This is a genomic window from Streptomyces phaeochromogenes, assembly GCF_001418655.1.
Taxonomy (GTDB): domain Bacteria; phylum Actinomycetota; class Actinomycetes; order Streptomycetales; family Streptomycetaceae; genus Streptomyces; species Streptomyces phaeochromogenes.
On record NZ_LIQZ01000023.1, the window covers coordinates 1 to 21524 of the forward strand.

The 21524-nt window shown below is 71.2% G+C and carries 23 protein-coding genes; 6 read left to right on the forward strand and 17 right to left on the reverse strand.

Annotated elements, in window-relative coordinates; genetic code table 11:
- Positions 1-605: hypothetical protein (locus AOK17_RS03900; RefSeq protein WP_063997157.1), on the reverse strand; the 605-nt coding region annotated here is incomplete at its 3' end.
- A 205-nt stretch (positions 606-810) separates the two neighbouring features.
- Between AOK17_RS03900 and AOK17_RS03905 the strand changes: the two genes are divergently transcribed.
- Entirely contained in the window at positions 811-1197 is a 387-nt protein-coding gene (locus tag AOK17_RS03905) for a PPOX class F420-dependent oxidoreductase (RefSeq protein WP_055610861.1), read from the forward strand.
- Here AOK17_RS03905 and AOK17_RS03910 read toward each other — a convergent pair.
- Positions 1183-1653 carry a GNAT family N-acetyltransferase gene (locus tag AOK17_RS03910; protein WP_055610862.1) on the reverse strand — a complete coding sequence of 157 codons (471 nt, stop codon included), beginning with the start codon at positions 1651-1653 and terminating at the stop codon, positions 1183-1185. The two genes, AOK17_RS03905 and AOK17_RS03910, sit on opposite strands and share 15 nt — an antisense overlap.
- Positions 1654-1817: 164 nt before the next feature.
- On the opposite strand from AOK17_RS03910, the gene AOK17_RS03915 reads away from it, so the two are divergent.
- Positions 1818-2321, forward strand: a complete 504-nt coding sequence (locus tag AOK17_RS03915; RefSeq protein WP_055610863.1) for a VOC family protein — start codon at positions 1818-1820, stop codon at positions 2319-2321.
- A gap of 45 nt (positions 2322-2366) precedes the next feature.
- Here AOK17_RS03915 and AOK17_RS03920 read toward each other — a convergent pair whose 3' ends face one another.
- From AOK17_RS03920 to AOK17_RS03940, 5 genes are all read right to left on the reverse strand, one after another.
- On the reverse strand, positions 2367-3101 hold the full coding sequence (locus tag AOK17_RS03920; protein ID WP_055610864.1) for a DUF4142 domain-containing protein: 735 nt from the start codon (positions 3099-3101) through the stop codon (positions 2367-2369).
- A gap of 169 nt (positions 3102-3270) precedes the next feature.
- Positions 3271-4083 carry an SAM-dependent methyltransferase gene (locus AOK17_RS03925; protein ID WP_055610865.1) on the reverse strand — a complete coding sequence of 271 codons (813 nt, stop codon included), beginning with the start codon at positions 4081-4083 and terminating at the stop codon, positions 3271-3273.
- A gap of 199 nt (positions 4084-4282) precedes the next feature.
- Positions 4283-4636, reverse strand: a complete 354-nt coding sequence (locus AOK17_RS03930) for a hypothetical protein (protein ID WP_055610866.1) — start codon at positions 4634-4636, stop codon at positions 4283-4285.
- A 127-nt stretch (positions 4637-4763) separates the two neighbouring features.
- Positions 4764-5300, reverse strand: coding sequence for a hypothetical protein (locus AOK17_RS03935; protein WP_055610867.1), 537 nt, complete (start codon positions 5298-5300; stop codon positions 4764-4766).
- A gap of 199 nt (positions 5301-5499) precedes the next feature.
- Positions 5500-5970: a hypothetical protein gene (locus AOK17_RS03940; RefSeq protein WP_055610868.1), complete on the reverse strand. Its 471-nt coding sequence runs from the start codon at positions 5968-5970 to the stop codon at positions 5500-5502.
- Between the two features lie 193 nt (positions 5971-6163).
- On the opposite strand from AOK17_RS03940, the gene AOK17_RS03945 reads away from it, so the two are divergent.
- Together AOK17_RS03945 and AOK17_RS03950 are read left to right on the forward strand one after the other, a co-directional pair.
- Complete coding sequence (locus tag AOK17_RS03945) at positions 6164-7417, forward strand: sensor histidine kinase (RefSeq protein WP_055610869.1); 1254 nt, start codon at positions 6164-6166, stop codon at positions 7415-7417.
- Complete coding sequence (locus tag AOK17_RS03950) at positions 7414-8016, forward strand: response regulator transcription factor (RefSeq protein ID WP_055610870.1); 603 nt, start codon at positions 7414-7416, stop codon at positions 8014-8016. Before AOK17_RS03945 ends, AOK17_RS03950 begins: the two co-directional genes overlap by 4 nt.
- Here AOK17_RS03950 and AOK17_RS03955 read toward each other — a convergent pair.
- From AOK17_RS03955 to AOK17_RS04000, 10 genes are all read right to left on the reverse strand, one after another.
- A complete protein-coding gene (locus AOK17_RS03955; RefSeq protein ID WP_055610871.1) occupies positions 7989-9545 on the reverse strand; it encodes an ABC transporter ATP-binding protein in 1557 nt (518 codons plus the stop codon). The two genes, AOK17_RS03950 and AOK17_RS03955, sit on opposite strands and share 28 nt — an antisense overlap.
- Positions 9542-10417, reverse strand: coding sequence for an ABC transporter permease (locus tag AOK17_RS03960; protein WP_055610872.1), 876 nt, complete (start codon positions 10415-10417; stop codon positions 9542-9544). The genes AOK17_RS03955 and AOK17_RS03960 overlap by 4 nt, the downstream gene beginning before the upstream one ends.
- Entirely contained in the window at positions 10414-11367 is a 954-nt protein-coding gene (locus AOK17_RS03965; RefSeq protein WP_055610873.1) for an ABC transporter permease, read from the reverse strand. Before AOK17_RS03965 ends, AOK17_RS03960 begins: the two co-directional genes overlap by 4 nt.
- The gene (locus AOK17_RS03970) at positions 11364-12941 is read right to left on the reverse strand and encodes an ABC transporter substrate-binding protein (RefSeq protein WP_055610874.1); all 1578 of its coding nucleotides are present in this window, start codon (positions 12939-12941) and stop codon (positions 11364-11366) included. The genes AOK17_RS03965 and AOK17_RS03970 overlap by 4 nt, the downstream gene beginning before the upstream one ends.
- Before the next feature lie 73 nt (positions 12942-13014).
- Positions 13015-13794, reverse strand: a complete 780-nt coding sequence (locus tag AOK17_RS03975; protein ID WP_055610875.1) for a class I SAM-dependent DNA methyltransferase — start codon at positions 13792-13794, stop codon at positions 13015-13017.
- Complete coding sequence (locus tag AOK17_RS03980) at positions 13791-15023, reverse strand: MFS transporter (protein ID WP_055610876.1); 1233 nt, start codon at positions 15021-15023, stop codon at positions 13791-13793. Before AOK17_RS03980 ends, AOK17_RS03975 begins: the two co-directional genes overlap by 4 nt.
- Positions 15007-16080: a mandelate racemase/muconate lactonizing enzyme family protein gene (locus AOK17_RS03985; RefSeq protein ID WP_055610877.1), complete on the reverse strand. Its 1074-nt coding sequence runs from the start codon at positions 16078-16080 to the stop codon at positions 15007-15009. The genes AOK17_RS03980 and AOK17_RS03985 overlap by 17 nt, the downstream gene beginning before the upstream one ends.
- On the reverse strand, positions 16077-17162 hold the full coding sequence (locus AOK17_RS03990) for a PLP-dependent cysteine synthase family protein (protein WP_055610878.1): 1086 nt from the start codon (positions 17160-17162) through the stop codon (positions 16077-16079). The genes AOK17_RS03985 and AOK17_RS03990 overlap by 4 nt, the downstream gene beginning before the upstream one ends.
- On the reverse strand, positions 17159-18172 hold the full coding sequence (locus tag AOK17_RS03995) for a Rossmann-like domain-containing protein (protein ID WP_079052780.1): 1014 nt from the start codon (positions 18170-18172) through the stop codon (positions 17159-17161). The genes AOK17_RS03990 and AOK17_RS03995 overlap by 4 nt, the downstream gene beginning before the upstream one ends.
- Positions 18169-19425, reverse strand: a complete 1257-nt coding sequence (locus AOK17_RS04000; protein WP_079052781.1) for an ATP-grasp domain-containing protein — start codon at positions 19423-19425, stop codon at positions 18169-18171. The genes AOK17_RS03995 and AOK17_RS04000 overlap by 4 nt, the downstream gene beginning before the upstream one ends.
- Positions 19426-19740: 315 nt before the next feature.
- Here AOK17_RS04000 and AOK17_RS04005 point away from each other — a divergent pair, with 315 nt between their 5' ends.
- Positions 19741-20487, forward strand: coding sequence for an SAM-dependent methyltransferase (locus AOK17_RS04005; RefSeq protein WP_055610880.1), 747 nt, complete (start codon positions 19741-19743; stop codon positions 20485-20487).
- Positions 20488-20724: 237 nt separating this feature from the next.
- A complete protein-coding gene (locus tag AOK17_RS04010; protein WP_055610881.1) occupies positions 20725-21447 on the forward strand; it encodes a peptidoglycan-binding domain-containing protein in 723 nt (240 codons plus the stop codon).
- The last annotated feature ends 77 nt before the right edge of the window (positions 21448-21524 follow it).

Genomic DNA, 21524 nt, shown 5'->3' on the forward strand with positions numbered 1-21524 from the left:
GCGGCGTACCCGCGGGCGGCGCCGACCGCCGACACGCTCGGTGGCTCGGCGAGACCGCCGCCGCCCGCGGGTACGCCGCCGTTGGGGCCGCCGGGTGCGACGCCCTCGGGCCCGCCTGCGGGCGGGGTCTTCTTGCAGTCGACCTTGAACACCTTGTGCTTGCCCGCGCCCTTGCCGTCCACGATCTGCCAGGTGAGCTTGTACTGGCCGTCGGGCAGGGCCAGCAGACCGGTCGTACGGCCGGTGCCGGTGGGCAGCGCGAGGGTGCCGGTGAGCGTGGCGCTTCCCCGCTTCGCCGGCTGGGGCTCGATGATCCAGGTGACGCCCTGCCCCTGGTCGAAGTTGAAGGCGGCGAGGTAGAACTGGCAGACCTTCGGGTTGTCGCGCTGGTCGGCGTCGGGCGTCGTGTCCGCGTGGATCTTGACGTCGCCGTTGTCGCCGGGGGCGGCGACGGCGGCGGGGGCTCCGAGGAGGGCGGTTCCGGCGAGGGTGAGTGCCGTGAGGGCGGCGGCTCCCGTGCGGGCGGCGCGGGCGGTGCAGGCCGTGGGGTTGGTGCCTGCGGTGTGGTTGGTGCCTGCGGTGCGGGGGAGTGGCGAGGCGGGCATGCGAGGTCCTCCGAGCGGGATGATTGTCGTACAAATCGACTCTTTGTCTGACTCTCTTTCACATCCCGCGCCCGAAAGCCCGGAGCATCGCTGATGAGCCGTCAGGTATCGCTCGTCCGGCCCAGGTATCTGTCGGCCCAGGATCCCGCCCGGCGGGACTCCCGCCGGACTCCCGCCGGGCGGGCCCGCCGCCTAGACTCACCCCGTGGACAACGCAGCGCTGGAGCGGCTCGGTGCCGGTAAATACCTGCTGGTCACCAGCTATCGGAAGAACGGCACGCCGGTCGCGACCCCGGTGTGGGTGGTCCGTGACGGCGACACGCTCGGCGTCTGGACCGTCGCGGACTCGTGGAAGGTGAAGCGGATCCGCAACCGCGCCGACGTCCTGGTCGGCCCCTGTGACGTCCGCGGCAACCCGACCGGCGAGCAACTCCCCGCCACCGCCGAGATCTGTGCCCCGGACGTGACCGCGCACTATCGCGGTCTCATCGCCCGCAAGTACGGCATCTCCGGCCGCCTCGGCCTGCTCGGCAGCCGGCTGCGCCGAGGGAAGAACGGGACGCTTGGCATCCGGATCTCACTGGTGCCGTAGCCAGACGTAGTCGACGGGCTGTACGGCGTTCCAGGCCTTGGTCAGTTCCGGGCCGACGGGGACGAAACCGGCTCCCCGGTAGCAGCGCAGCGCCCGGTCGTTGTCCGGGTGCACCCGCATGAACACGTCCGGGTGTCCGGAGCCGCGGGCCTCGCCGAGCAGGCCCCGGACCAGTTCGCGCCCGAGGCCACGACCGCGGGCCTCGGGCGCCACGATGATCCGCGCCAGCTCCACCTCGTCCTCCTCGGCGTCGAACCACAACTCCCCGTACGCGACGGGCCGTTCGTCCTCGACGAGCAGGCGAGCCGTCACATCCGCGTCCTGCTGCCATGCCGCGACGGTCTCTCCTGCCATGGGGAACTCCCGCCGCCCGCACCACATCGCGACCTCCGCGGCGGAGACCGGCCACGTCGCCACGGTCGTCGCGTGCGCGGCGCTGAAGGGAAGCAGATCCATGATGTGACTCCGTTCGTCCGGCGGCGCGGCCCTTGACCGGACCGGGGGGATGCCTAGAGTGACCGGTAGTTGAACGGCAAACCGCTTTCGCGATGCCGGTGACGCGTCGGCCCCGGCCGTCGCGGCCGGCGTCCCATTCCATTGTGTGAGGAGTGTTCGCACACGTGTCGAGCCAGGAGAACCCCTTGGACCTGACGGCGATCGAAGCTGAGAGGGCACGGATCCGGGACGTCTATCTGGCCGCGGACAGAGGGCCCAGTTCGGCCCGGGGCGTGCACCATGTCGCGCTGCTCTCCGGAGACGTCGAGAGGACGGTGCGCTTCTACCAGGAACTGCTGGAGTTCCCGCTCACGGAGATGTTCGAGAACCGCGACTACAAGGGCTCGACCCACTTCTTCTTCGACATCGGGCACGGCAACCTGCTCGCCTTCTTCGACTTCCCGGGCCTCGACCTCGGACCGTACGCGGAAGTCCTGGGCGGCCTCCACCACCTGGCCATCTCCGTCGAACCGGAGGCCTGGACCCGCCTGCGTGACCGGCTCGACGCGGCCGGGGTGGACTACCAGGAGGAGAGCGGCACTTCGGTCTACTTCCGCGACCCCGACGGAACCCGCGTCGAGCTGATCGCGGATCCGCTCGGCGAGATGTACGGCACCATCGTGCGGTGATGCGGCACGGGCCTGCCGGACAGTGTGCCGTGCCGGGCCGGAGGCCTAGCGCACCGTCGATGACGGGGTCGGTGTCGGCGACGCGCTGCCGGCCGGTGGAGTCAGGGCGACGACCGGCGCTCCCGGCTGGGGCGCGGGCGGTGTGACATCGCCGGCGGGCAGCTTCGGCGGGGTCGTCTCCTGGAAGAGGACCGAGTCGAAGTCGACCAGCCCGGTCTTCTCCAGGACGGATATGTGGTCCAGGACGGTGTCGTTGGCCTGGTCCGCCAGTTCACGGACCAGGCTGTTCTCGGTGGTGGCACGGATCTTCGCGACGGCCGGGAAGATCTGGCCGTGGGTCACGCGCAGAATGTTGGCGAGGTCCGCGTCGAACTGCTTGCCGTGGTCCGCGGTCAGGGTCGCCACGAACCCCTGCTGCTGCGGGGACGCCTGGTTGGGCAGCGTGATCCCCAGCTGGGGAGCGATCAGCCGGCACTCGGCGTCGAGTGCGGCGTGGCCCGAGATCAGGTGCTCGCCCGCCGTCCTGACGGGCTGGGTCGTGCCCTTCGTCAGGGCCAGCTCGCCGGAGGGGAACTCCCACAGCCCGGCGGCGCGCACCTTGACGACGAAGTCGCGGTCCGCCTCCGTGAGCGGGCCGGTCGAGGTGCGGGCGATGATGCGCGACGGGGAACTCGACGCGTTCTGCACCCCGAGCATCGCCGGATAAGCGAGCGCGGCGAGGGTCAGCGTCAGACTGCCGACGACGAAGACCGTTCCCGCCACGTTCCGGGACATACGCATGGTTCCTCCTGGCCCAGGACATCCGCCCCCGGAGTGGAGTGCTCCAGGGACGCTGCTTTCGCCCCGCGGTGAGCGGTGCGGATGCCGGGAGGTACGGCCGCGACGGTTCAGGAGATCCTTTGGTCCGGGCAAAGACTGAGCCATGGCGGGCGCTGGGCCCGGGGGGACCTTACGGCTTGCGGCCGACGCCGCCGAGGGCGATCACCTCGGACGGGATCGCGGCGGCGCCCGGGTCGGGCCGCCACTCCGCGAGCGGGACCACGCCGGGCTCCAGCAGCTCCAGGCCCTCGAAGAAACCGGCCAGTTGTTCCGGGCTGCGGAGGAAGTACGGGGCGGCGCCGCTCTCGTTGTAGCGCCGGGTGGCCTCGGCGTTGGCCTTGTGAGTGTCCACGCTGTCGTTGAACGCCAGGAAGCTGCCGGACGGCAGGGCCTCCATCAGCCTGCTCACGATGGAACGCGCCTCGTCGTAGTCGGCGATGTGTCCGCTGACCTGCATCAGGGTGAGTGCCACCGGCCGGGTCAGATCCAGCGTCGTGGCCGCCTCCCGCAGGATCGCGTCGGGATCGTGCAGATCCGCGTCGATGTAGTCGGTCACCCCCTGCGGGGTGCTCGTCAGCAGCGCCCGGGCGTGTGCGAGTACCAGCGGGTCGTTGTCGACGTAGACGATGCGTGCCTCGGGGGCCACACGCTGGGCTATCTGATGGGTGTTGTCCACGGTGGGCAGTCCGGTGCCGATGTCCAGGAACTGCCGGACACCCGCTTCGCCCGCCAGATGACGCACGGCCCGGCCGAGGAAGGCGCGGGAGCCCCGGGCGAGTTCCTCGATGCCCGGGAAGAACTCACGGAACGCGTCGCCCACTTGGTGGTCGACGGGGTAGTTGTCCTTCCCGCCCAGCCAGTAGTTCCAGATCCGGGCCGAATGCGGCACCGATGTGTCGATCTTCGACCACGGGCCCGCGGGTGCGGACGAATCGTGAGTCACTGAACAGCCTCCTCGGTACGCGCCATCGCGAGTCTCACCACACAACGTAGAGCCGCCGCCCCGGCTGCCGGACGGGATCCGGCCAAGTGCCAGAGGCAAAAGCCGAGAACAGCGGATCGGGCGCCGTGCACGCGACCGGAAGACGTGCGCCGCCTCCCCTGCCGTCCCCCGTGCGCCTCCTGTGTCTACCCCGTGTCTCTCAGCGGAACTCGTGGACGAGCTGGATCTCTCCCACGATGTGGGCGTTGAAGTCGTCGAGTTCTTCGGCGGGAACCCACAATTCGAGGATCGTCCGTCCGCCTGCCTGCTGGACGGGATACCGGCTCAGGAAATCCGACTCGACCTCGAATCGCGTGACGAAGCCGGCGCCGTCGTGCTTCACGTTCCAGTCCCGCGCGATTCTGATCGCGTAGTCCTCGTTGAGAACCGGGTAGAAGATCGGCTGCTCGGGGAGGCGGGGCGGCCAGGCGCGCCAGTTCAGTTCCCGGACCAGCTCCAGCTCCTTGGGGCCGACCGGGCGCCAGAGGGTCGTCGTCGCGTGCCGGCTGGTCATGAGCGCTGCTCTCCGAACGTGGGAATCCGCCGAAACGGCTGGTCAGGAGATCGAACGATAGTGGCACGGTCCGCCCGACGGCCACGTGTTTCCAGGCAGCGAGCGGGAGGCGCCGAACGACAAGCGGTCACAGGAGGAAGAGCAGGTGGACGGCGATCAGGACGTCCACGACCCCGCACCACTCGGCGAACGACCGGGCGACGACCTTGTCGAGCTTGAGATGGACGAAGTCCCAGACGCCGTGGAAGAACCAGCCGGCGGCCACGAGATAGCGGCCGAGGTCCGGGTCGACCGCGAGTCCCACCAGAGCGAGCGCACCGAACACGAACGCCCCTGCCGCCTGGACCCCGAACGTCGCCCGTCCGTGCGGCGTTCCGCGTACGGCGCCCCAGACCAGGACCGCCAGCGCGATGGCGACGAGCGCGACGGGCTGCGAGACCACGTCCTGCGCCCCGAGGGCAACCATGGTTGCCACCCCGGCGCCGAGCACGGGCCAGGTCACGCGGGGTTTCCCGATCTGATGGATGATCACGTACAGCAACGGCAGCAGAGGCAGCGCGTCTCCGAACGCGCCCACGGTGTCGGCGAGTTCGCCCGACCCGTCGGCCGTCGTCAGGATCACGAGCACGACGGCCAGAACTGTCGGCCAGCGTCGCTTGAGCATCTCGACGGGGCGCCACCCGTTCGAAGCCGGGCGGCCTGATGCAGTGCCGGAAGTCGGGGCGGAAGCTGTGTCGGAAGTCGGGGCGGTTACCGGGGCGTCGGTGGTCGCTTGCGGAACCGTGGTGGTGCGCGTGGTGTGCGTGGATGCGGACATGGCAACTCCAGGGCGTGAAGGGCTAGTTGTACGAGCCGGCGTCCGGTCAGCAGCCGTACTCGCTCCGGCGGCGGACCATGACCAGGAACATCAGCGGGAGCATCACGAGGTGTTCCAGCGCGATCAGCGAGTCGCCGGTGATGACGTCGAGCCAGAGCAGCGGGAACAGCGCGAGCGCGGGCACGAACATCGCGCCGCACATCTCCAGCGTGCTCACCCAGCCGTGGCCGCGCCTGCGCATCCAGACGGCCATGCCCACCGACATGTCGAACGCCATCTCCAGGGAGGCCAGTTCGGGATGCCGGCTCGCGGAGAGTTCGGTTCCGGCGAGTGCCAGGACACCGCGTGTCACCGCGCCGAGGACCAGCATCCCGACGACCATCGCGACCACCATCTCCAGGTAGTGCCGGGCGAAGTGCCACTTGCCGCCGCGTCGTTCGACCGGCGTGCGCCCGGAGCCGACCGGTACAGCGCCCTGAGTGTGCTGCGTCTTCCGCTGCTTCGGCCGGGTCTGCATGACGGGCTCTCTTTCCGTACCGGGTGGGTGTTGCGGACGTCTCCAGACTGCGACTGAGCGAGAACCGCGCGTAGTGCCGAACCCGCATGCGGGCGCGTGGAGTTGTCACGTCTCCGGATGACATCTGTCATGCCGGGACCGGCCGCACGGCAGCAACCGCGCCCGATCGGCCGGCTTCGAGGACAATGGCCGGATGGGGGACGGGGCGAACGACCGCGGGGCGGGGCTGACGAGCTTCCGCCGCCATACGTGGCTGACCGTGCCCGGCACGGCCGCGTGTGTGCAGCTCCTCTTCGTCGGGGAGTGGATCCTCGACGAGGACGTAGAGGCGTGGGCCCGGGGCCCGGCCGCCGTCGCCCTGGTGGTCGCGGTGGCGGCGAGCGTGGTGCTGCTCGGCCGGCGGCTCGCGCTGCTGCCGGTGGCCGGGACGCGCCCCGGCAGGCCGCCCATGGGGTGGCTGATCGCCGCGTGCGCGGCCGGTGCCGTGCTCGCGGTGTGTCCGCTGGCCGTGCGGAACTACGGGTTGTGGGCCGTCGCGTCCGCCATGGTGGTGGCGATCGTCGCGACCTACCTCGCACCGAGCAGCAAGCGGCTGCTCATCGCCTGCGCCGTGGTCCTCGCGTCGCTGCCCGGCGGTGTCGTCAGCCTGGTCGCCGGGGACGGGGAACTGCTGTACGCGTCGCTGTTCCCGCCGGGGCTGGTCGCGTTCACCGTCTGGGTGATGCTCGGGCCCCTGTGGGCGTGGGACACCGCGCGCCGACTGGACGAGGCGCGGCGGATGGAGGCGGAGATCGCGGTCAAGGACGAGCGCCTGCGGTTCGCCGCCGACCTGCACGACATCCAGGGCCATCATCTCCAAGTGATCGCACTGAAGAGCGAGTTGGCGGCACGGCTCGTCGAGGTGGACCCCGGTCGCGCCGCCGAGGAGATGAAGGAGGTGCGTCGGCTGGCCGCCGACGCCCTCGGCGACACCCGGGCCGTGGTGCAGGGCTACCGCCGCACGAGCCTGGACGACGAGATCACCAACGCGACCCGGGTGCTGGCCGCGGCCGAGATCGACGCCCGGATGAGCGTCGAGCCCGCCGCGGCCGTCACCGAACTGGCCGAGCCGGCCCGCCATCTCCTTGGTCTCGTGATGCGGGAGACCACCACCAACGTGCTCCGCCACAGCAGCGCACGGCACGCCGAGGTCGACTGCCGCGTCACCGGCGGCCTCGCCCGGCTGCGGGTGAGCAACGACGGCGCCGACGAGCACCCGCCGACGACCAACGGCACCGGACTCGGCACACTCAGGGAGCGACTGCAGGCGGCAGGCGGCGAGTTGACCTGGCACCGCGACGGCGACCGCTTCGTGGTCGAGGCCGAGCTGCCGGTGAAGCCGGCAGAGCCGAAGCCGACAAAGCCGAAGCCGAGTCCGACGAACGCCGGGAACGGAGCGGCACGTTGATCCGACTGCTGATCGCCGACGACGAGGACCTCCTCAGAGGCGCGCTGGCCGCACTGCTCGGACTGGAGCAGGACCTCGTCGTGGTCGCCGAGGCGTCCACATCCACCGACGCGGTACGGCTGGCACGCGAGTTCCGTCCGGACATCGCGGTCCTCGATCTGGAGATGCCGCCCACCGACGGCCTGCGCGCCGCCGAGGAGATCCGGGCCGAACTCCCCACCCAGATCGTCCTGGTCACCCGGCACGCCCGCCCCGCCGTGCTGCGCCGCGCGCTCGCCGCCGGCATCCGCGGCTTCGTACCCAAGACCACCGCCGCGACCAGACTGGCTGAGATCATCCGCGACGTCGCCGCCGGCCGCCGGTACGTCGACCCCGACATCGCCGCCTCCGCCCTGACCGAGGACGACTGCCCCCTGACCGACCGCGAACTGGAGGTCCTGCGCGCCGCCCGCACCGGAGCGTCGGTCGTCGAGATCGCCGCGGCGGTCCATCTGGCCCCGGGCACGGTCCGCAACTACCTCTCCGCCGCCATGTCCAAACTGGGAGCGTCCACACGCCATGCCGCCGCGCATCACGCGTGGGAAGAGGGCTGGATCTGATCCCGCCGCTTCTCCACCAATCGCTTCTCGGTCAGTGACACGGTGAACGGATGCGTGGGCGCCGTCAGGATGTCCTCGGCCGACCCCTGCTCGACCACCTCCCCGGCGTCCAACACCGCGATCCTGGAAGCGAGTCGGGCAGTGTCCAGATCGTGTGTGATCAGCACGAGGGACAGGTCGTCGCGGTCCCGCAGCAGCCCGGCGAGCAGGTCCAGGATGCCCCGGCGGGTGACCGTGTCGAGCCCGGACGTGATCTCGTCGCACACCAGGACCCGCGGCCGGGCGAGCAGGGCCCGGGCCAGCGCCGCCCGTTGGAGCTCACCACCGGAGAGCCGGGCGGGTGAGCGGGCCGCCAACTCATCTGCCAGGCCAAGGCTGTTGAGCACCTCCGCCGCCTCGCCCCGTGCCTCCCGAGGGGGCACCCCACGCAACCGAACCGCCGTACGGGCCACCTGGTCGAGCACCGGCCGACGCTCGTCGAAGGAGGCGCGCGCGTCCTGGAACACGTACTGCACGGTGGCCAGTTGAGCGCGCGTACGGTCGCGCAGACTCGGCGGCAGCGTGACCCCGTCGAGCAGCACCTCTCCCTCGTATCCGCGATGGAGTCCGGCCATACAGCGGGCGAGCGTCGTCTTTCCGCTGCCCGAGCGGCCGAGTACGGCGAGGCACTCGCCGGAACGCAGAACGAGTTCCGGGGTGTGCAGCACCTCGACGTCACGGTGCCTGGCACGGAGATCACGGACCCGCAGCACGGTGTACGAGTTCGACGTTGCCGGTGTATCGCCCCTCAACGGCGGCTGCTCCGCGAGGAGTTCGCGCGTCCACGGATGCGAGGGCGCTAGCCACACCCGTTCCGTCGGCCCGGACTCCACGACCCGGCCGTCCCGCATGACCAGTACCTCGTGGGCGAGCGCGCGCACGGTCTCCAGGTCGTGGCTGAGCAGGACCACACCGATGCCCCGTGCGGCGACCGCCGCCAGCTCGTCGACCACGCGTCGCTTCGTCAGCGCGTCCTGCCCGGTGGTGGGCTCGTCCGCGACGACGACCCTCGCGCCGAGCAGCAAAGCCTGAGCGAGGACGACACGCTGTTGCTGCCCGCCCGACAGTTGATGCGGAAAGCGCCGCAACAGCCGTGATCCATCGGGTAGTTGTGCCATCGCCAAGGCGTTCAGGACATGCTCCCGCACCGCGGCCCGGCGGGCACGGCGAGGCAGTTCGCGCACCCGGCCGCGCGCGATGTCGTACAGCAGCGCACCCACCCGCCGCGCGGGGTTGAGCACCGCCGCCGGGTGCTGCGGCACGTAGCCGACCAGGGCCTCGTCCACCCGTACGAAGCCGGTCACCCGCGCGCCCGACGGGAACTCGCCGAGCAGCGCACGCCCTGTCGTCGTCTTCCCGCTGCCGGAGGCACCCACCAGCGCGGTCACCCGCCCGGGCAGGACCCGCAGGCTCACCCCGTCGACGATGCGCCGCCCGCCGACCTCCACGGTCAGCTCCTCGATCTCCGCGACCGCGGCCGACTCGCTCACGGACGTGGCTCCTTCACTCGATCACGTACACCGACACCACGGCGCACGACGTACCGTTCCGTAGCGACATCGCGGCCAGTGCTGAGCAACGCGTCGAAGAGCAGATTGCACCCCATCGTCAGTGTCACGATCAGCAGCGCCGGGACCACCACGGCCCACGGCTGGACGAAGAGACCCGTGCGGTTGCGGTCCACCATCACCGCCCAGTCGGCCGCGTCCGGGGCCACCCCGATGCCCAGGAAGGCGGCCGTGGCCACCAGATAGAGGACACCTGTCAGCCGTACGCCCGCGTCCGCGGCGAGAGGCCGCAGGATGGACCGGCCGACATGTCCGACGGCGAGGCGCCACCACGACTCGCCCTGCATCCGCAGTGCCTCCACCGCCGGTCGTGAGGCCACATCGGCCGCCGCGGCGCGCACGATGCGCGCCGCATCCGGGATGTTGACCAGCGCCACCAGCAGTGCGAGACCCGCCGCGCCGGGCGAGAACACGGACGCGACCAGCAGGATCATCAGCAGCGAGGGCACGGCGAGGAGCACGTCCAAGGGCCGCATCAGCACCTCCTCCAACCAGGTCCGACGGGTGAGCGCGCTGATCAGCCCGACCGGCAGCGCCACCAGATACGCCAGCGCCGTGGCCGTGAGAGCCACGACCACCACGGGCCGGCCGCCGAACAGCACCTGCCGCCACACGTCACGCCCCACGAAGTCCGTGCCGAGCCAGTGCCCGCCGCCGAGCGTGAACGAGGTGGCCCGCGGCCCGGGTTCACCCGCGAACAGCGGCCCGAACAGGGCGAGGGCCAGCGGTACGCACACCAGGGCGGCCCCGAGCGCGAAGCGCCCCGACGGCAGCCACTTCGGTCGCCCCCTCACGCGGCCACCTCCGCCCGAGGCGCGAACCGGTGGGCGACGAGATCGGCCCCCAGGTTCAGCACAACGGTGATCACCCCGAAGATCACCGCGAGCCCCTGCACCACCGGCACATCCCGCTCCGCGACGGCGTTCATCAGTACCGTCCCAAGGCCGGGAATCACGAACAGCGCCTCCACGACGATCACCCCGCACAACAACCAGTCGACAGTGCGGGCGAGTTGCTGCGCGGCGGGCGCCATCGCGTTCGGCAACGCGTGCGCGTACCGCACCCGGGCGCCCGGGATCCCGTACCGGCGGGCCTGTGCGACGTACGGCGAGGCGAGCGCGTCGATCATCCCGGCGCGCACCAGCCGGGACAGCGAGCAGACCGGCCGGGACAGCAGGACGAGCACCGGCAGCACGAGTGCCGCCGGATGCCCGAGCAGATCCGTGCCGTAGCCGACCGCCGTCGGCGGCAGCCAGTCGAGCCGCAGCGCGAACACCGTCACCAGCAGCACCCCGAACGCGAACTCCGGTACCGCGTACACCCCGAGCGTCACCGAACTGACCAGCCGGTCCACGAACCGCCCCTCGTACCGCGCGGCCAGCACCCCGAGCCCGACCCCGACCGGCACCAGCAACGCCACCGTGAGACCGGCGAGCAGCAGAGTGGGACCGAAGGCGTCGGAGATGTACGAGGAGACGGGCCGCCCGGATGTCAGGGAGTTCCCGAAGTCCGCGTGCAGCAGGCCCGTTGCCCAGTCGGCCAGCCGCTCGTACGCGGGCCGGTCCAGGTCCAGCGCCTCGCGGATGGCGGCGATCCGCGCCGGATCCGGCTGGTCCCCGGCGAGGGCCACCGCCGCGTCGCCCGGCAGTGCCTCGGTGAGCGCGAAGACCAGTACCACCACGGCCACGGTCTGCGCGCCACCGAGCAGCAGCCGCCGGGCTGCCCACGAGCCCAGTCCGCTCACGCCAGCCAGACCTTGTCGAACCGCGCCCAGTCGAGCGTGTTCGCGGGAGCCTTCCGCTCAACTCCCTTGACTCCACGAGCCGTTCCGATGATCCAGTCGGCGAACCCCCACACCAGGAAACCGCCCTCGGCGTACAGCCGGCGCTGCATCCGGCCGAACACGGCGGCGCGTTCCGTCTCGTCCTTCGTGGACTGCGCCTGCTGGTAGAGCGCGTCGAAGTCCTTGTGGTGCCACTTGGTGGCGTTGGTGGTGGAGTCGGTGAGCAGCCGCTGCGAGATGTGCGACTCGATGGGCATGGCCCCCGAGCGATAGCAGCACAGGGTTCCGGAGTCGAGGATGTCCGCCCAGTACGAGTCCTTGCTGCCCATCTTCACCTCGACGGTGACACCCGCCTTGGCGGCCTGGTCGCGGAAGATGCCGGCCGCCTCGGTGAACCCGGCCGCGACCGCCGACGTGTCCAGCGTGACCTTCAACTTCTCCGCGCCCGCCTTCCTGAGGAGGGAACGGGCCCGGTCGAGATCCTGCTCGCGCTGCGGCAGACCGTCCGCGTAGTACTCGTACCCCTTCCCGAACAGGTCGTTGCCGACCACGCCCGCCCCGGACAGCGCGCCGTCGATCAGCTCCTGGCGGTCGGCGATCAGGAAGAACGCCTCCCGGACCCGCTTGTCGTCGAAGGGCGGCCGGTCGGTCTTCATGGCGAAGGCCTGCATGGCGCTGTTCCGCAGCCGTACGATCTCGATCTGGCCCTTGCCCTCATGGGCGCGCGCGGTCGTCGGGTTGAGCTCATGGGCGTACTCGACCTGGCCACCGAGCAGCGCGTTGACCCGCGCGGACTCCTCGTTGGCGACGACGAACTCCAGCTCGTCGAGGTGCGGGGCGCCGTCCCAATAGGCGTCGTTGCGCCGGAAGACCGCCGAGCGGCCCGGCGCGAACGACACGAAACGGAACGGCCCGGAGCCGACCGGCTTCTTGTCGAAGTCGGCGTCGGACGTCCCGTCGGGCACGATGTACGCGCCGAACGCGGCCAGTACATTGGGGAATTCGGCGGTCGGCCGCTTGAGGACGAACTCCACGGTCCGTTCGTCGACGGCCCGGCTCGCCTTCAGATCGATGGGTTCGAGGGACGCCTTTGCACGGAAAGCCTTCTCTGGATCGGCGATACGGCGGAAGCTGAACAGGACGTCCTCGGCGGTGACGGGCTTCCCGTCGTGGAACTCCGCCTTGCGCAGGGTGACTTTCCAGCGGTCCAGGCCCGCGTTCGGCTCCCAGCCGGAGGCCAGGCGCGGCTCGGCGGAGAGGTCGTCGCCGTAGTCGGCGAGCTTGTCGAAGAGCGCCTTCGCGCGGGCGACGTCGGCGAACAGGTTGGCCAGGTGCGGATCGAGCGTCTCGCTCGCACCGCCGCCCGCGAAGGCGGCCCGAAGCCGCCCCCCGCGCCGGGGCTTGCCGTCGCTCCCGCCGCCAGAGCCAGCGCCCGAGTCGTTGTCCGAGCCGCCGCAGCCGACGAGGGCGAGGGCGCCCACACCCGAGGCGGCGGCGAGGAAGCCTCTACGACGGAGGCCGGGGTATTCCCGCATGACGATGTCCTTGCTGTGTGATGTGGAAGGTGGAAGGTGGATGAAGCGGATGGGACAGGGATGCGTGGTGCCGTCACGCGTCGAGCCGGGCCACCACGTGCAGCCGGTCGGCCTCGGCCGCCGTCCCGGGCAAGTCGCCCTCCTGCCAGGGCGGTTCGGTACGCGGCCCCGGACCGTCGTGCAGCGCGAGCACGGTGAAGCCGTGGGAGGTCAGAAAGTGCCGCAGCTCCAGCGGGAGGAGCAGCCGCCAGGCGGACCGCTGTTCGACGGGAGCCGAGTCGTCGTCGGCCGTCCATACGCGCGTACGCCGCAGGAGTTGCGCGGTGCGGTCGACGTACAGCGTGGTCGTCGACCGGTACGAAGTCCCCTGCCAGTCGAAGGCGTTGACCTTCGGTGTGTTCAACAGGTCGTCGCGGCCGAGGAAGTAGGCGCCGTTGCGCATCTCGGCGACGAGCAGCCCGCCGGGTGTCAGGCTCCGGCGACAGGAGGCGAGGAAGCCGTCGAGATCGTCGTTGGTGTGGCAGTACAGCAGCGAACTGTCCAGGCACACCACGGCGTTGAAGACTCCGAGAGCGAAGTCCCGCAGATCGGCATGCACGTACTCCGGGCCGGGGTGCCGGTCGCGGGCGTACGCCAGCATCGCCTCGGAGAGGTCGGCCCCGACGACCGTCCGCCCGGACGCGTGCAATTGGGCCGCGTCCCGGCCGGTGCCGCAGCCCAGATCGAGGACCCTCGGCCCGGCCCCGTACCGCCGCAGGCAGTCCTCGGCCCACCGCCCGGCCAGCCGCTCGGGATCGGGGAACCGGGCCTCGTACAGCTCCGGGTTGTCGGTCAGCAGATTGCCGCTCGTCATACCGTCGCCCCCACAGGCACGGGCCGCTCGGGCAGCGCCCTGAGGCGACGCAGCCAGGTGATCCCGGCGGCGGACACCAGGCCGAAGACCAGGCAGCAGGCCCACGGCAGCCAGGAGGCTCCCCGCTGGTCACCGGTGTCCATGGCCCAGCCGACGACCGTGTTGCCCACGGCCGCCGCGATCCCGGACACCATGTAGAAGATCCCGAAGTACGTGCCGGTCAGCTCCGGCCGCCCGAATCCGGGGATCAGCTCCATCACGAAGGGCTGGGCCACCATGACGCCGACGTAGAGGAACAGGACGCCGACGAGGACGGGCACGGCGTGCCACACCTCCGGCGAGGCCCCCGACACCAGCATCGGCGGCAGGAAGGCGAGGCCCATGAGGGCGAGTCCGGCGCCGATAGCCTGATGGCCGCGATCCTTCAGGGCCCGGGTCAGGCGCATCTGCAGGGCGAGATTGGCGAGCGTACCCACCAGGAAGACGAGCCCGGCCGCGCCGTCCCAGCCGGTGGCCCGGCGGGCGCCGTCGGGCAGCAGCAGATACAGCTGGTTCTCCAGGGTGAACATGCCGACCATGGCCAGCGAGAAGGCTAGGAACGCGCGGTTGCCCACCACCTCACGCCAGTCCGCGAGCACACCACCCGTGCTCTTCGGTACCGCCCGCGCCGGCAGCACGAGTGCCTGCGCCACGGTCAGCACCGCGAAGATCCCGGCGGCCGTGAGCGCGGAGGCCCGGAAGTCGAACAGCAGCAGCACACTGCCGAGCAACGGCCCGATCAGCGCGCCGGTGGTCGCGAAGACGTTGAACAGTGCGAACGCCTCCGCCTTGCGCTCACCGGCCTCCTGCGCGAGATAGGCCCGCACGGCCGGGTTGAACAGCGCCCCGGCGAGCCCGCTCAGCACGGACGCGGCGAGCAGCACGGCGAGCCCGTCCCCGAGCGCGAACAGCGCGAAGCCGACCGTACGCACCGCACACCCGGCGATGATCACGCCGCGTGCCCCGAGCCGGTCCGCGGCCGATCCGCCGATGAGGAACAGCCCCTGCTGACTGAGGTTGCGCACCCCGAGCACGATCCCGACGACGGCAGCCGACATGCCCAGGTCCTCGCCCAGATGCGTGGCCAGATAGGGGATGAGCAGATAGAAACCGGTGTTGACGCCGAGCTGGTTGACCAGCAGCAGCCGGATCGCGGGCGAGAAGCCACGTATCTCATGCAGCGTCTTCACGACCCACCCGCCTCTCCCGCACGCCGAGCCCGGGCAGGTCATTCGCCCGTACGACGCCGTCGGCGCCCCCGATCCCGGTCCACGGGTCGTCGGCGAGCAGCAGATGCCCGTCGAGGTCGGCCCAGCGGGCGCGGTCGGCGAGATGCACGGCGGGTGCGAGGCCGAGAGTGCTGGCGGTGAGACAGCCGAGCATCAGCTCGGTGCCGGTGCCTGCGATCAACTCGGCGATCCGCAGCGCCGCGTACGGACCGCCGCACTTGGCGAGCTTGACGTTCACGCCGTGCACCCGGCCCGCGAGACGGCGTACGTCCTCGTACGTGACGGCGTCCTCGTCGGCGATCAGGGGGAGTGGCGAACGCTCGGCGAGCCGCGCCAGGGCCTCCGGATCTCCGGGTGCGACGGGCTGTTCGACGGCCTCGACACCCAACTCGGCGTAACGGGGAAGCAGTTGCAGGGCCTGGGCGGTCGTCCAGGCGCCGTTGGGGTCGAGGAGCAGCCGGGCCCGGGGCGCGGCGGAGGCGATGGCTCGTATGCGGTCGAGGTCGTCCTTGGGGTCCGGGGCACCCGCCTTGACCTTGATGACGGTGAAGCCGCTGTCCGCCAGCGAGCGGGCCTGCGCGGCGGCGCGCTCGGCGGGGACGATGCCGATGGTGCGGGCGGTCCGGGCGCTCGGACCACCCGGCGCGGTCGGAGCGGTCCGGGCGCTCTTCGCGTCGAGCAGTCGGTGTACGGGGAGACCGGACCGCTTGCCGCACAGGTCGAGCAGCGCGGCCTCCACGGCTGCGGTCACTGCCGGCGTCCGGTCGCCGGCAGGCCCCTCCCGCAGAGCGCTCTCGGGGTCGCCGAAACGGCCCAGAGCCAGACCGGCCTCGTACAACTGCCGTTCCAGTTCAGTGGTGTTGAGACCGTAGTAGACGCTGGTGACGGCCTCGCCGTGGCCGGTCAGACCCTCGTGCTCGACCGTCAGCCAGACGGCGTCGCGGGCGGACATCGTCGAACGGGATATGCGCAGCGGCTTGGCGAGCGTGAGTCGCACGGTGCGCAGGGTGGCCTTCACGGGCTCCCTTCCAAGGGGGTGTGCAGGGGGTCGGTGACCGTGGCGCAGCGGACCCAGCCGGTGGCCTCGACAGCGCGCGGATGCGGGATCTCGACGGGCCGGGTGGCGGCGCCGGCCGGGTCGAGGCCGTGCGCGGCAGTGAAGTCGTCGTCGTAGACCGTGCCGAGATAGCGGTGCGGCCCGTCGGGAAAGACGGTCGCGACCACGGCCCCGGGGTGGACACGGGCGGCCCATGCCGAGACCAGCGCGACCGCCCCGGTACTCCAGCCGCCACTGACGAAACTCCCGCGCGCGAGGCGTCGACAGGCGTCCGCGGACTCGGCCGGGCCGACCCAGTGCACCTCGTCGAAGGCCTCGTACGCCACATTGCGCGGATGGATGCTGCTGCCGAGGCCACGCATCAGGCGGGGCCTCGCGGGCTGGCCGAAGATGGTGGAGCCGGTGGCGTCCACACCGATCAGGCGCAGCCCCGGCCAGTGCCTGCGCAACGGCCCCACCACCCCGGCACTGTGACCGCCCGTGCCGACACTGCACACCAGTACGTCCAAGTGGTCGAGCTGGGTTGCGAGTTCGGCGGCGAGCGACGCGTACCCGGCGATGTTGTCCGGGTTGTTGTACTGGTCGGGCCAGTACGCGTCCGGCAGCATCGCGAGCAGCTCCCGCAGCCGGGCCAGTCGCGCCGCCTGCCAGCCGCCCACGGCGGCCGGACGCTCGACGAGTTCGAGGCTGACCCCGTACGTGCGCAGCAACTGCCGCATGGACGGCTCCAGTTCGCTGTCGCCGACCAGCACGATGGGATGGCCGAGGGCCTGCCCGGCGAAGGCGAGACCGATCCCCAGCGTCCCCGAGGTGGACTCCACCACCGGGGCGCCGGGGCGTAGTTCACCCCGCTCCCGGGCGCCGAGCAGCATGGACACGGCGGCCCGAGCCTTCATGCCACCGGCGCCGAGCCCTTCGAGCTTGGCCCAGAAGCCGGGCTGGGGGCACGGCAGATCGGTGGTCACCCGGGCCAGCGGTGTGCGGCCGAGGAGTGCGAGGAGATCGAGGTTGGCGGTGAGGGGAGGCAGCGCGGCCGTCGTCACAGCGCGGCCTCCGTACGGCCGTGGAGATGTCCGGACGGGCGGCCGGACCGGTGTCCGTGCCGGTACTCATCCCGGTACCCATGACCGTGTCCGTAGTGGTGGATGACACCGGGACCGCCGTCCAGCCAGAAGAAGGGGTACGGCTCCGCGCACACCGCGCTCACTCCGGCGCCGAGGAAGCGCGGCAGGACGGCACTTCCCGTCTGCGCGAACATCACCAGCTGCTTGCCGACGCGCAGGGCATGCTCCCGCAACGGTTCGAAGGACCCGTTGCCGAGCGTCATACCGGACGCCAACACGGCGTCACAGCGGTCGAGTTCGGCGAGCGCGTCCGTCACGATCGGCTCGCCCCACTCCGTCCGGCCGCCCTTGAGATCGCACGGTATGTACGGGACGCCACGCGAACGCAGCGCCTCCAGCAGGGAGTTGACGACGCCGACGACGAGGACGGTCTGTCCCGGCCGGACGTCCAGCAGTTCGACGACGGCCTTCGCCCGCGCGCGGGACTTCTCCACGGAACTCCCGGCGGACAGCGGCCGGGGGAGTGCCCCGTTCTCGGGCGTGTGCGGGGCGACGTGCATCAGATACGCGTCGAGCGCCGCCACCCTGACCGGCGTCAGCGGATGCTCCAGCAGCCGCGCCACGTCCGCGCCGGCACAGTCCTCCACCGCGCCCTCGGACAGCGCCCCCGGTTCGACCGCGCACGAGCCGACGGCCCGGTCGAGGCGCAGGCTGAGCACCTCGTTGCGATATCCGCCGCGACGCCCGTCATGACGTACGGCCTGGCTGGTGGTGAACGCCACGGCGATACGCAGGGTGCGGGGGTCCGGACCGAGCCGGCCGGCCAGGACACGGCTCACCAGATCGTCGTACGAGGCCGGGGTCGAGGTGCCGGACGAACTCGGGGCCGAGGTGTCGGGCGCAGCCGTGGCCGAAGTACCGTCCAAGGCCGAGGGTGCCCTCTCCTGGACGGCGGGAACCGCTCCCCCCGCGCCGATCGCCCCGCTCATCGGGCACTCACCCGAGGCCGCAGCCCGGACAGCAGCGACTCGACACGAGTCCGTGCCCCGAGTCCCTCCGCGTCACCCGCCATCACATGACCGAGGTACTCGTTGTTGCTGCCCGCGGCCTTGACCGCCCGCCCCGGTTCGGCGAACTGGACCTCCAACACGCCCTGGGCGCACCGCACTTGACCGGATCCGTCAATCGCCTCCAGCGTCCCCGTGGCGTCCGGCACCAGAAAGCCGACGGCGGCGCTGCGCAGCCCGGTGTCGCTCCGGCGCAGGTCGGGGGCGCGGCCGAGGGCCACGTAGACGCAGGCCGCTGCCAGGTCGAGTCCGGTGACATGCCGGATCAGCTCGGTGATGCGGTTTCCGGCCGGGCGGGGGTTGACCTCGACGAGGCGCGGACCGGCGGAGGTCAGCTTGATCTCGGTGTGGGCGACCACGGAGTCGAGGCCGAGCGCCTTGATCGCCTGCACCGCGGTGTGCTGGGCGGCCTCCGCGTCGGCCGGGGCGAGCGCGGCCGGGAACATATGGCCCGTCTCGATGAACGCGGGCGCTCCGCCGATGCTCTTGTCGGTCACGCCCACCACATGGGTCGTACCGTCGAACGAGACGGTCTCCACGCTGACTTCGGGCCCGTCGAGCAGTTCTTCGAGCAGGAGAGCGGGCGCCCGGACCTGACCGCGGGCGTTCACCGGGAAGTCCGCGATCGCCCGACAGGCGTCCGTCAGCTCGCGCTCGTCGTCCACGCGCCGTACAAACATGCCCGCGCACAGGTCGACCGGCTTGACCACCAACGGGAAGCCGAGCTCCCGCGCGGCCTCCTCAGCCTCCGCCCGGTCGGCGCAGACGGCGAAACGCGGGCCCGGGACGCCTGCCTCGCCGAGGACGCGGCGGGTCGTGTCCTTGCGGCAGGCGTTCTCCACCGATTCCGGCGAGGGGCCGGGGAGCCCCAGCCGGGCGGCGATCCGGGCCACGGTCGGCAGGTAGTAGTCGCAGGACGTGACCACTCCGTCGAAGCGGAGGGCCCCGTGCAGGCGCTCGATCTCCGGCAGCAGGGATTCGACGTCGTTCGTGTCGGCGGTCAGTACATTTCGGGCCCCGAGCAGGGGGTGGGCCGTGCCCTCCGGGGCGGAGCGGAGGTAGTGGTGCAGATCGCGGGTGAGGAACGTGAACTCGTGCCCGCCCTCCCGGATCGCCCGTGGCAGCAGTCTGCTCATCGACCCGACCCAGCTCTCGACCACCAACAGATGAGCCACAACTCCCCTTTCGCGCACGCCGGTTGAGGTTCAGGGCACGCCAGGGGCACCCCATGGCGGGGCGCGGACGGCGTGACCGACGCACACGTTATCGACAATCATTTTCATTGTCATCTAATTGCCTGGCCTTTGTTGCCGACGCGGCAAAAATCCGTTGGACAGGGCCGGACGGGCGGATCTAGCCTCGCCCGGTCCGAGTGATGGTGTGCCTACCGAATGAGGTGCGGGAGATGACGGTCCTGACGAGCGCGGCCGCGTACGACGGGCTGCGCACTCCAGCCACCACGATCTCCTCGGACCGAAGGAATCCCAGAAGTGGATCTTCCACGTAGCTTCACCATCCGCGAGAGCGGACACCGCATCCACAACCCGTTCACCAGCGAGAAGCTGGCCACCCTCGGCCGGGCCCTCCGCCTGGCACCCGGGACGAGCGTGCTCGACCTCGCCTGCGGCAGCGGCGAGATGCTGTGCACCTGGGCGCGCGACCACCAGGTGACCGGCACGGGAGTGGACATCAGCACCGAGTTCCTCGCCGCGGCGCATGCCCGCGCGGCCGAGCTCGGGGTCACCGACCGCGTAGCCTTCCGGCACGGGGACGCGACCGGCCATGTCGCCGACGAACCCGTCGGCGTCGCGGCCTGCCTCGGCGCCACCTGGATCGGTGACGGGGCGGCCGGCACCGTCGAGCTGCTCCGCCGGAGCCTCGCCCCCGGCGGGATCATGCTGATCGGCGAGCCGTACTGGCGGCGCGAGCCCCAGGACCAGGCCACCCTCGAGGGCTGCTACGCCACCACGAAGGACGACTACCGCCCGCTCCCCGAGCTGCTCGAACTCTTCGGCCGGCTCGGCTGCGACGTGGTGGAGATGGTCCTCGCCGACCAGGACAGCTGGGACCGGTACGTGGCCGCGCAGTGGCTCAACACCCGGCGCTGGCTGGACGCGCACCCGGACGACGAGATGGCGGACGAGATGCGCGAGGACCTCGCCACCGGACCCGTACGCCACGTCCGCTACCAGCGTGAGTACCTGGGCTGGGGCGTGTTCGCGCTGATGAACCGCTGACGGGCGCCGGGTGGGCTCCTCGGACACAACGTACTGACGTGCGGCTCAGCCGGTACGACGTACTGACGTGCGGAGGAGCCCGCCCGGCTGACGGCTTCAACAGGCAGCGGCCCGTCGAGAAACCTGCCTGATTCGGGGGTCGCCCCGCCTTGGGGCGATCAACTCGGCGGGCCGCTGTTGAACTTCCGGGCGGGGGTACCCGTATCACTCCTCAGTACCGCCCGGAGGGAGAGCAGGTTGTCGACACCGTCCGACCCACAACTGCCACCGAACCGGTCGGCGCTGGAACCGACCCACGTCATGCGCCGCCGCCGGTCCGGAGCCCTGTCGGAGCTGGTGAGGCAGGTCCAGGAGAGGGAACGCGACCCGGACGACGGGTACGAATTCGTCGCGGTCCCGGGACAGTTCACCGCCGCGCTGCCTCGGACGGCGGAGGACGACACCCAGGAACTGCCGCCGTACATCGCCGACTTCGGCAGCGACGAAGGCCACGATCAGGGCGACGCACGCGGACGCCAGGTTGCCCGCACGACGGCGCACGGCCGTACGTCCCTGTTCCGCCGCACGGCGATCGCCATCGCCGCGGTGGCTGCCGCCCTGGCGGGATTCAGCGCGGCTCTCGTGCTCACCTGGGACCGCGACGCCACCGACGACAAGGCCCAGGCGCCGCCCCCGGCCGCGTCATCCGCCCCGGCACCGTCCCAGCCCGCCGCCGCTCCCGACCCCGATGGCGCAGGCACCCTCCGCGAGGGCGACAGCGGCCCGGAGGTGAGCGACCTCCAGGAACGACTGCTCCGCATCCCCAACGTGTACGAGGGCGGCACGGCCTCCGGCCGCTACGACGCCACACTCGCGGCGGCGGTGGCCCGCTTCCAACTCTGGTACGGCATCCGGGGCGACGAATCAGGCGTCTACGGCAACGACACCCGCTCCGACCTGGAATCCCGCACGGCGTCCTAGCTCGACGTGGGCTGCGGCCTCGGCGGCTGCGCCGCGGGCGGGTGGCGTGGTTGGGCCTTTTTTCGCCCCCGCCGCCC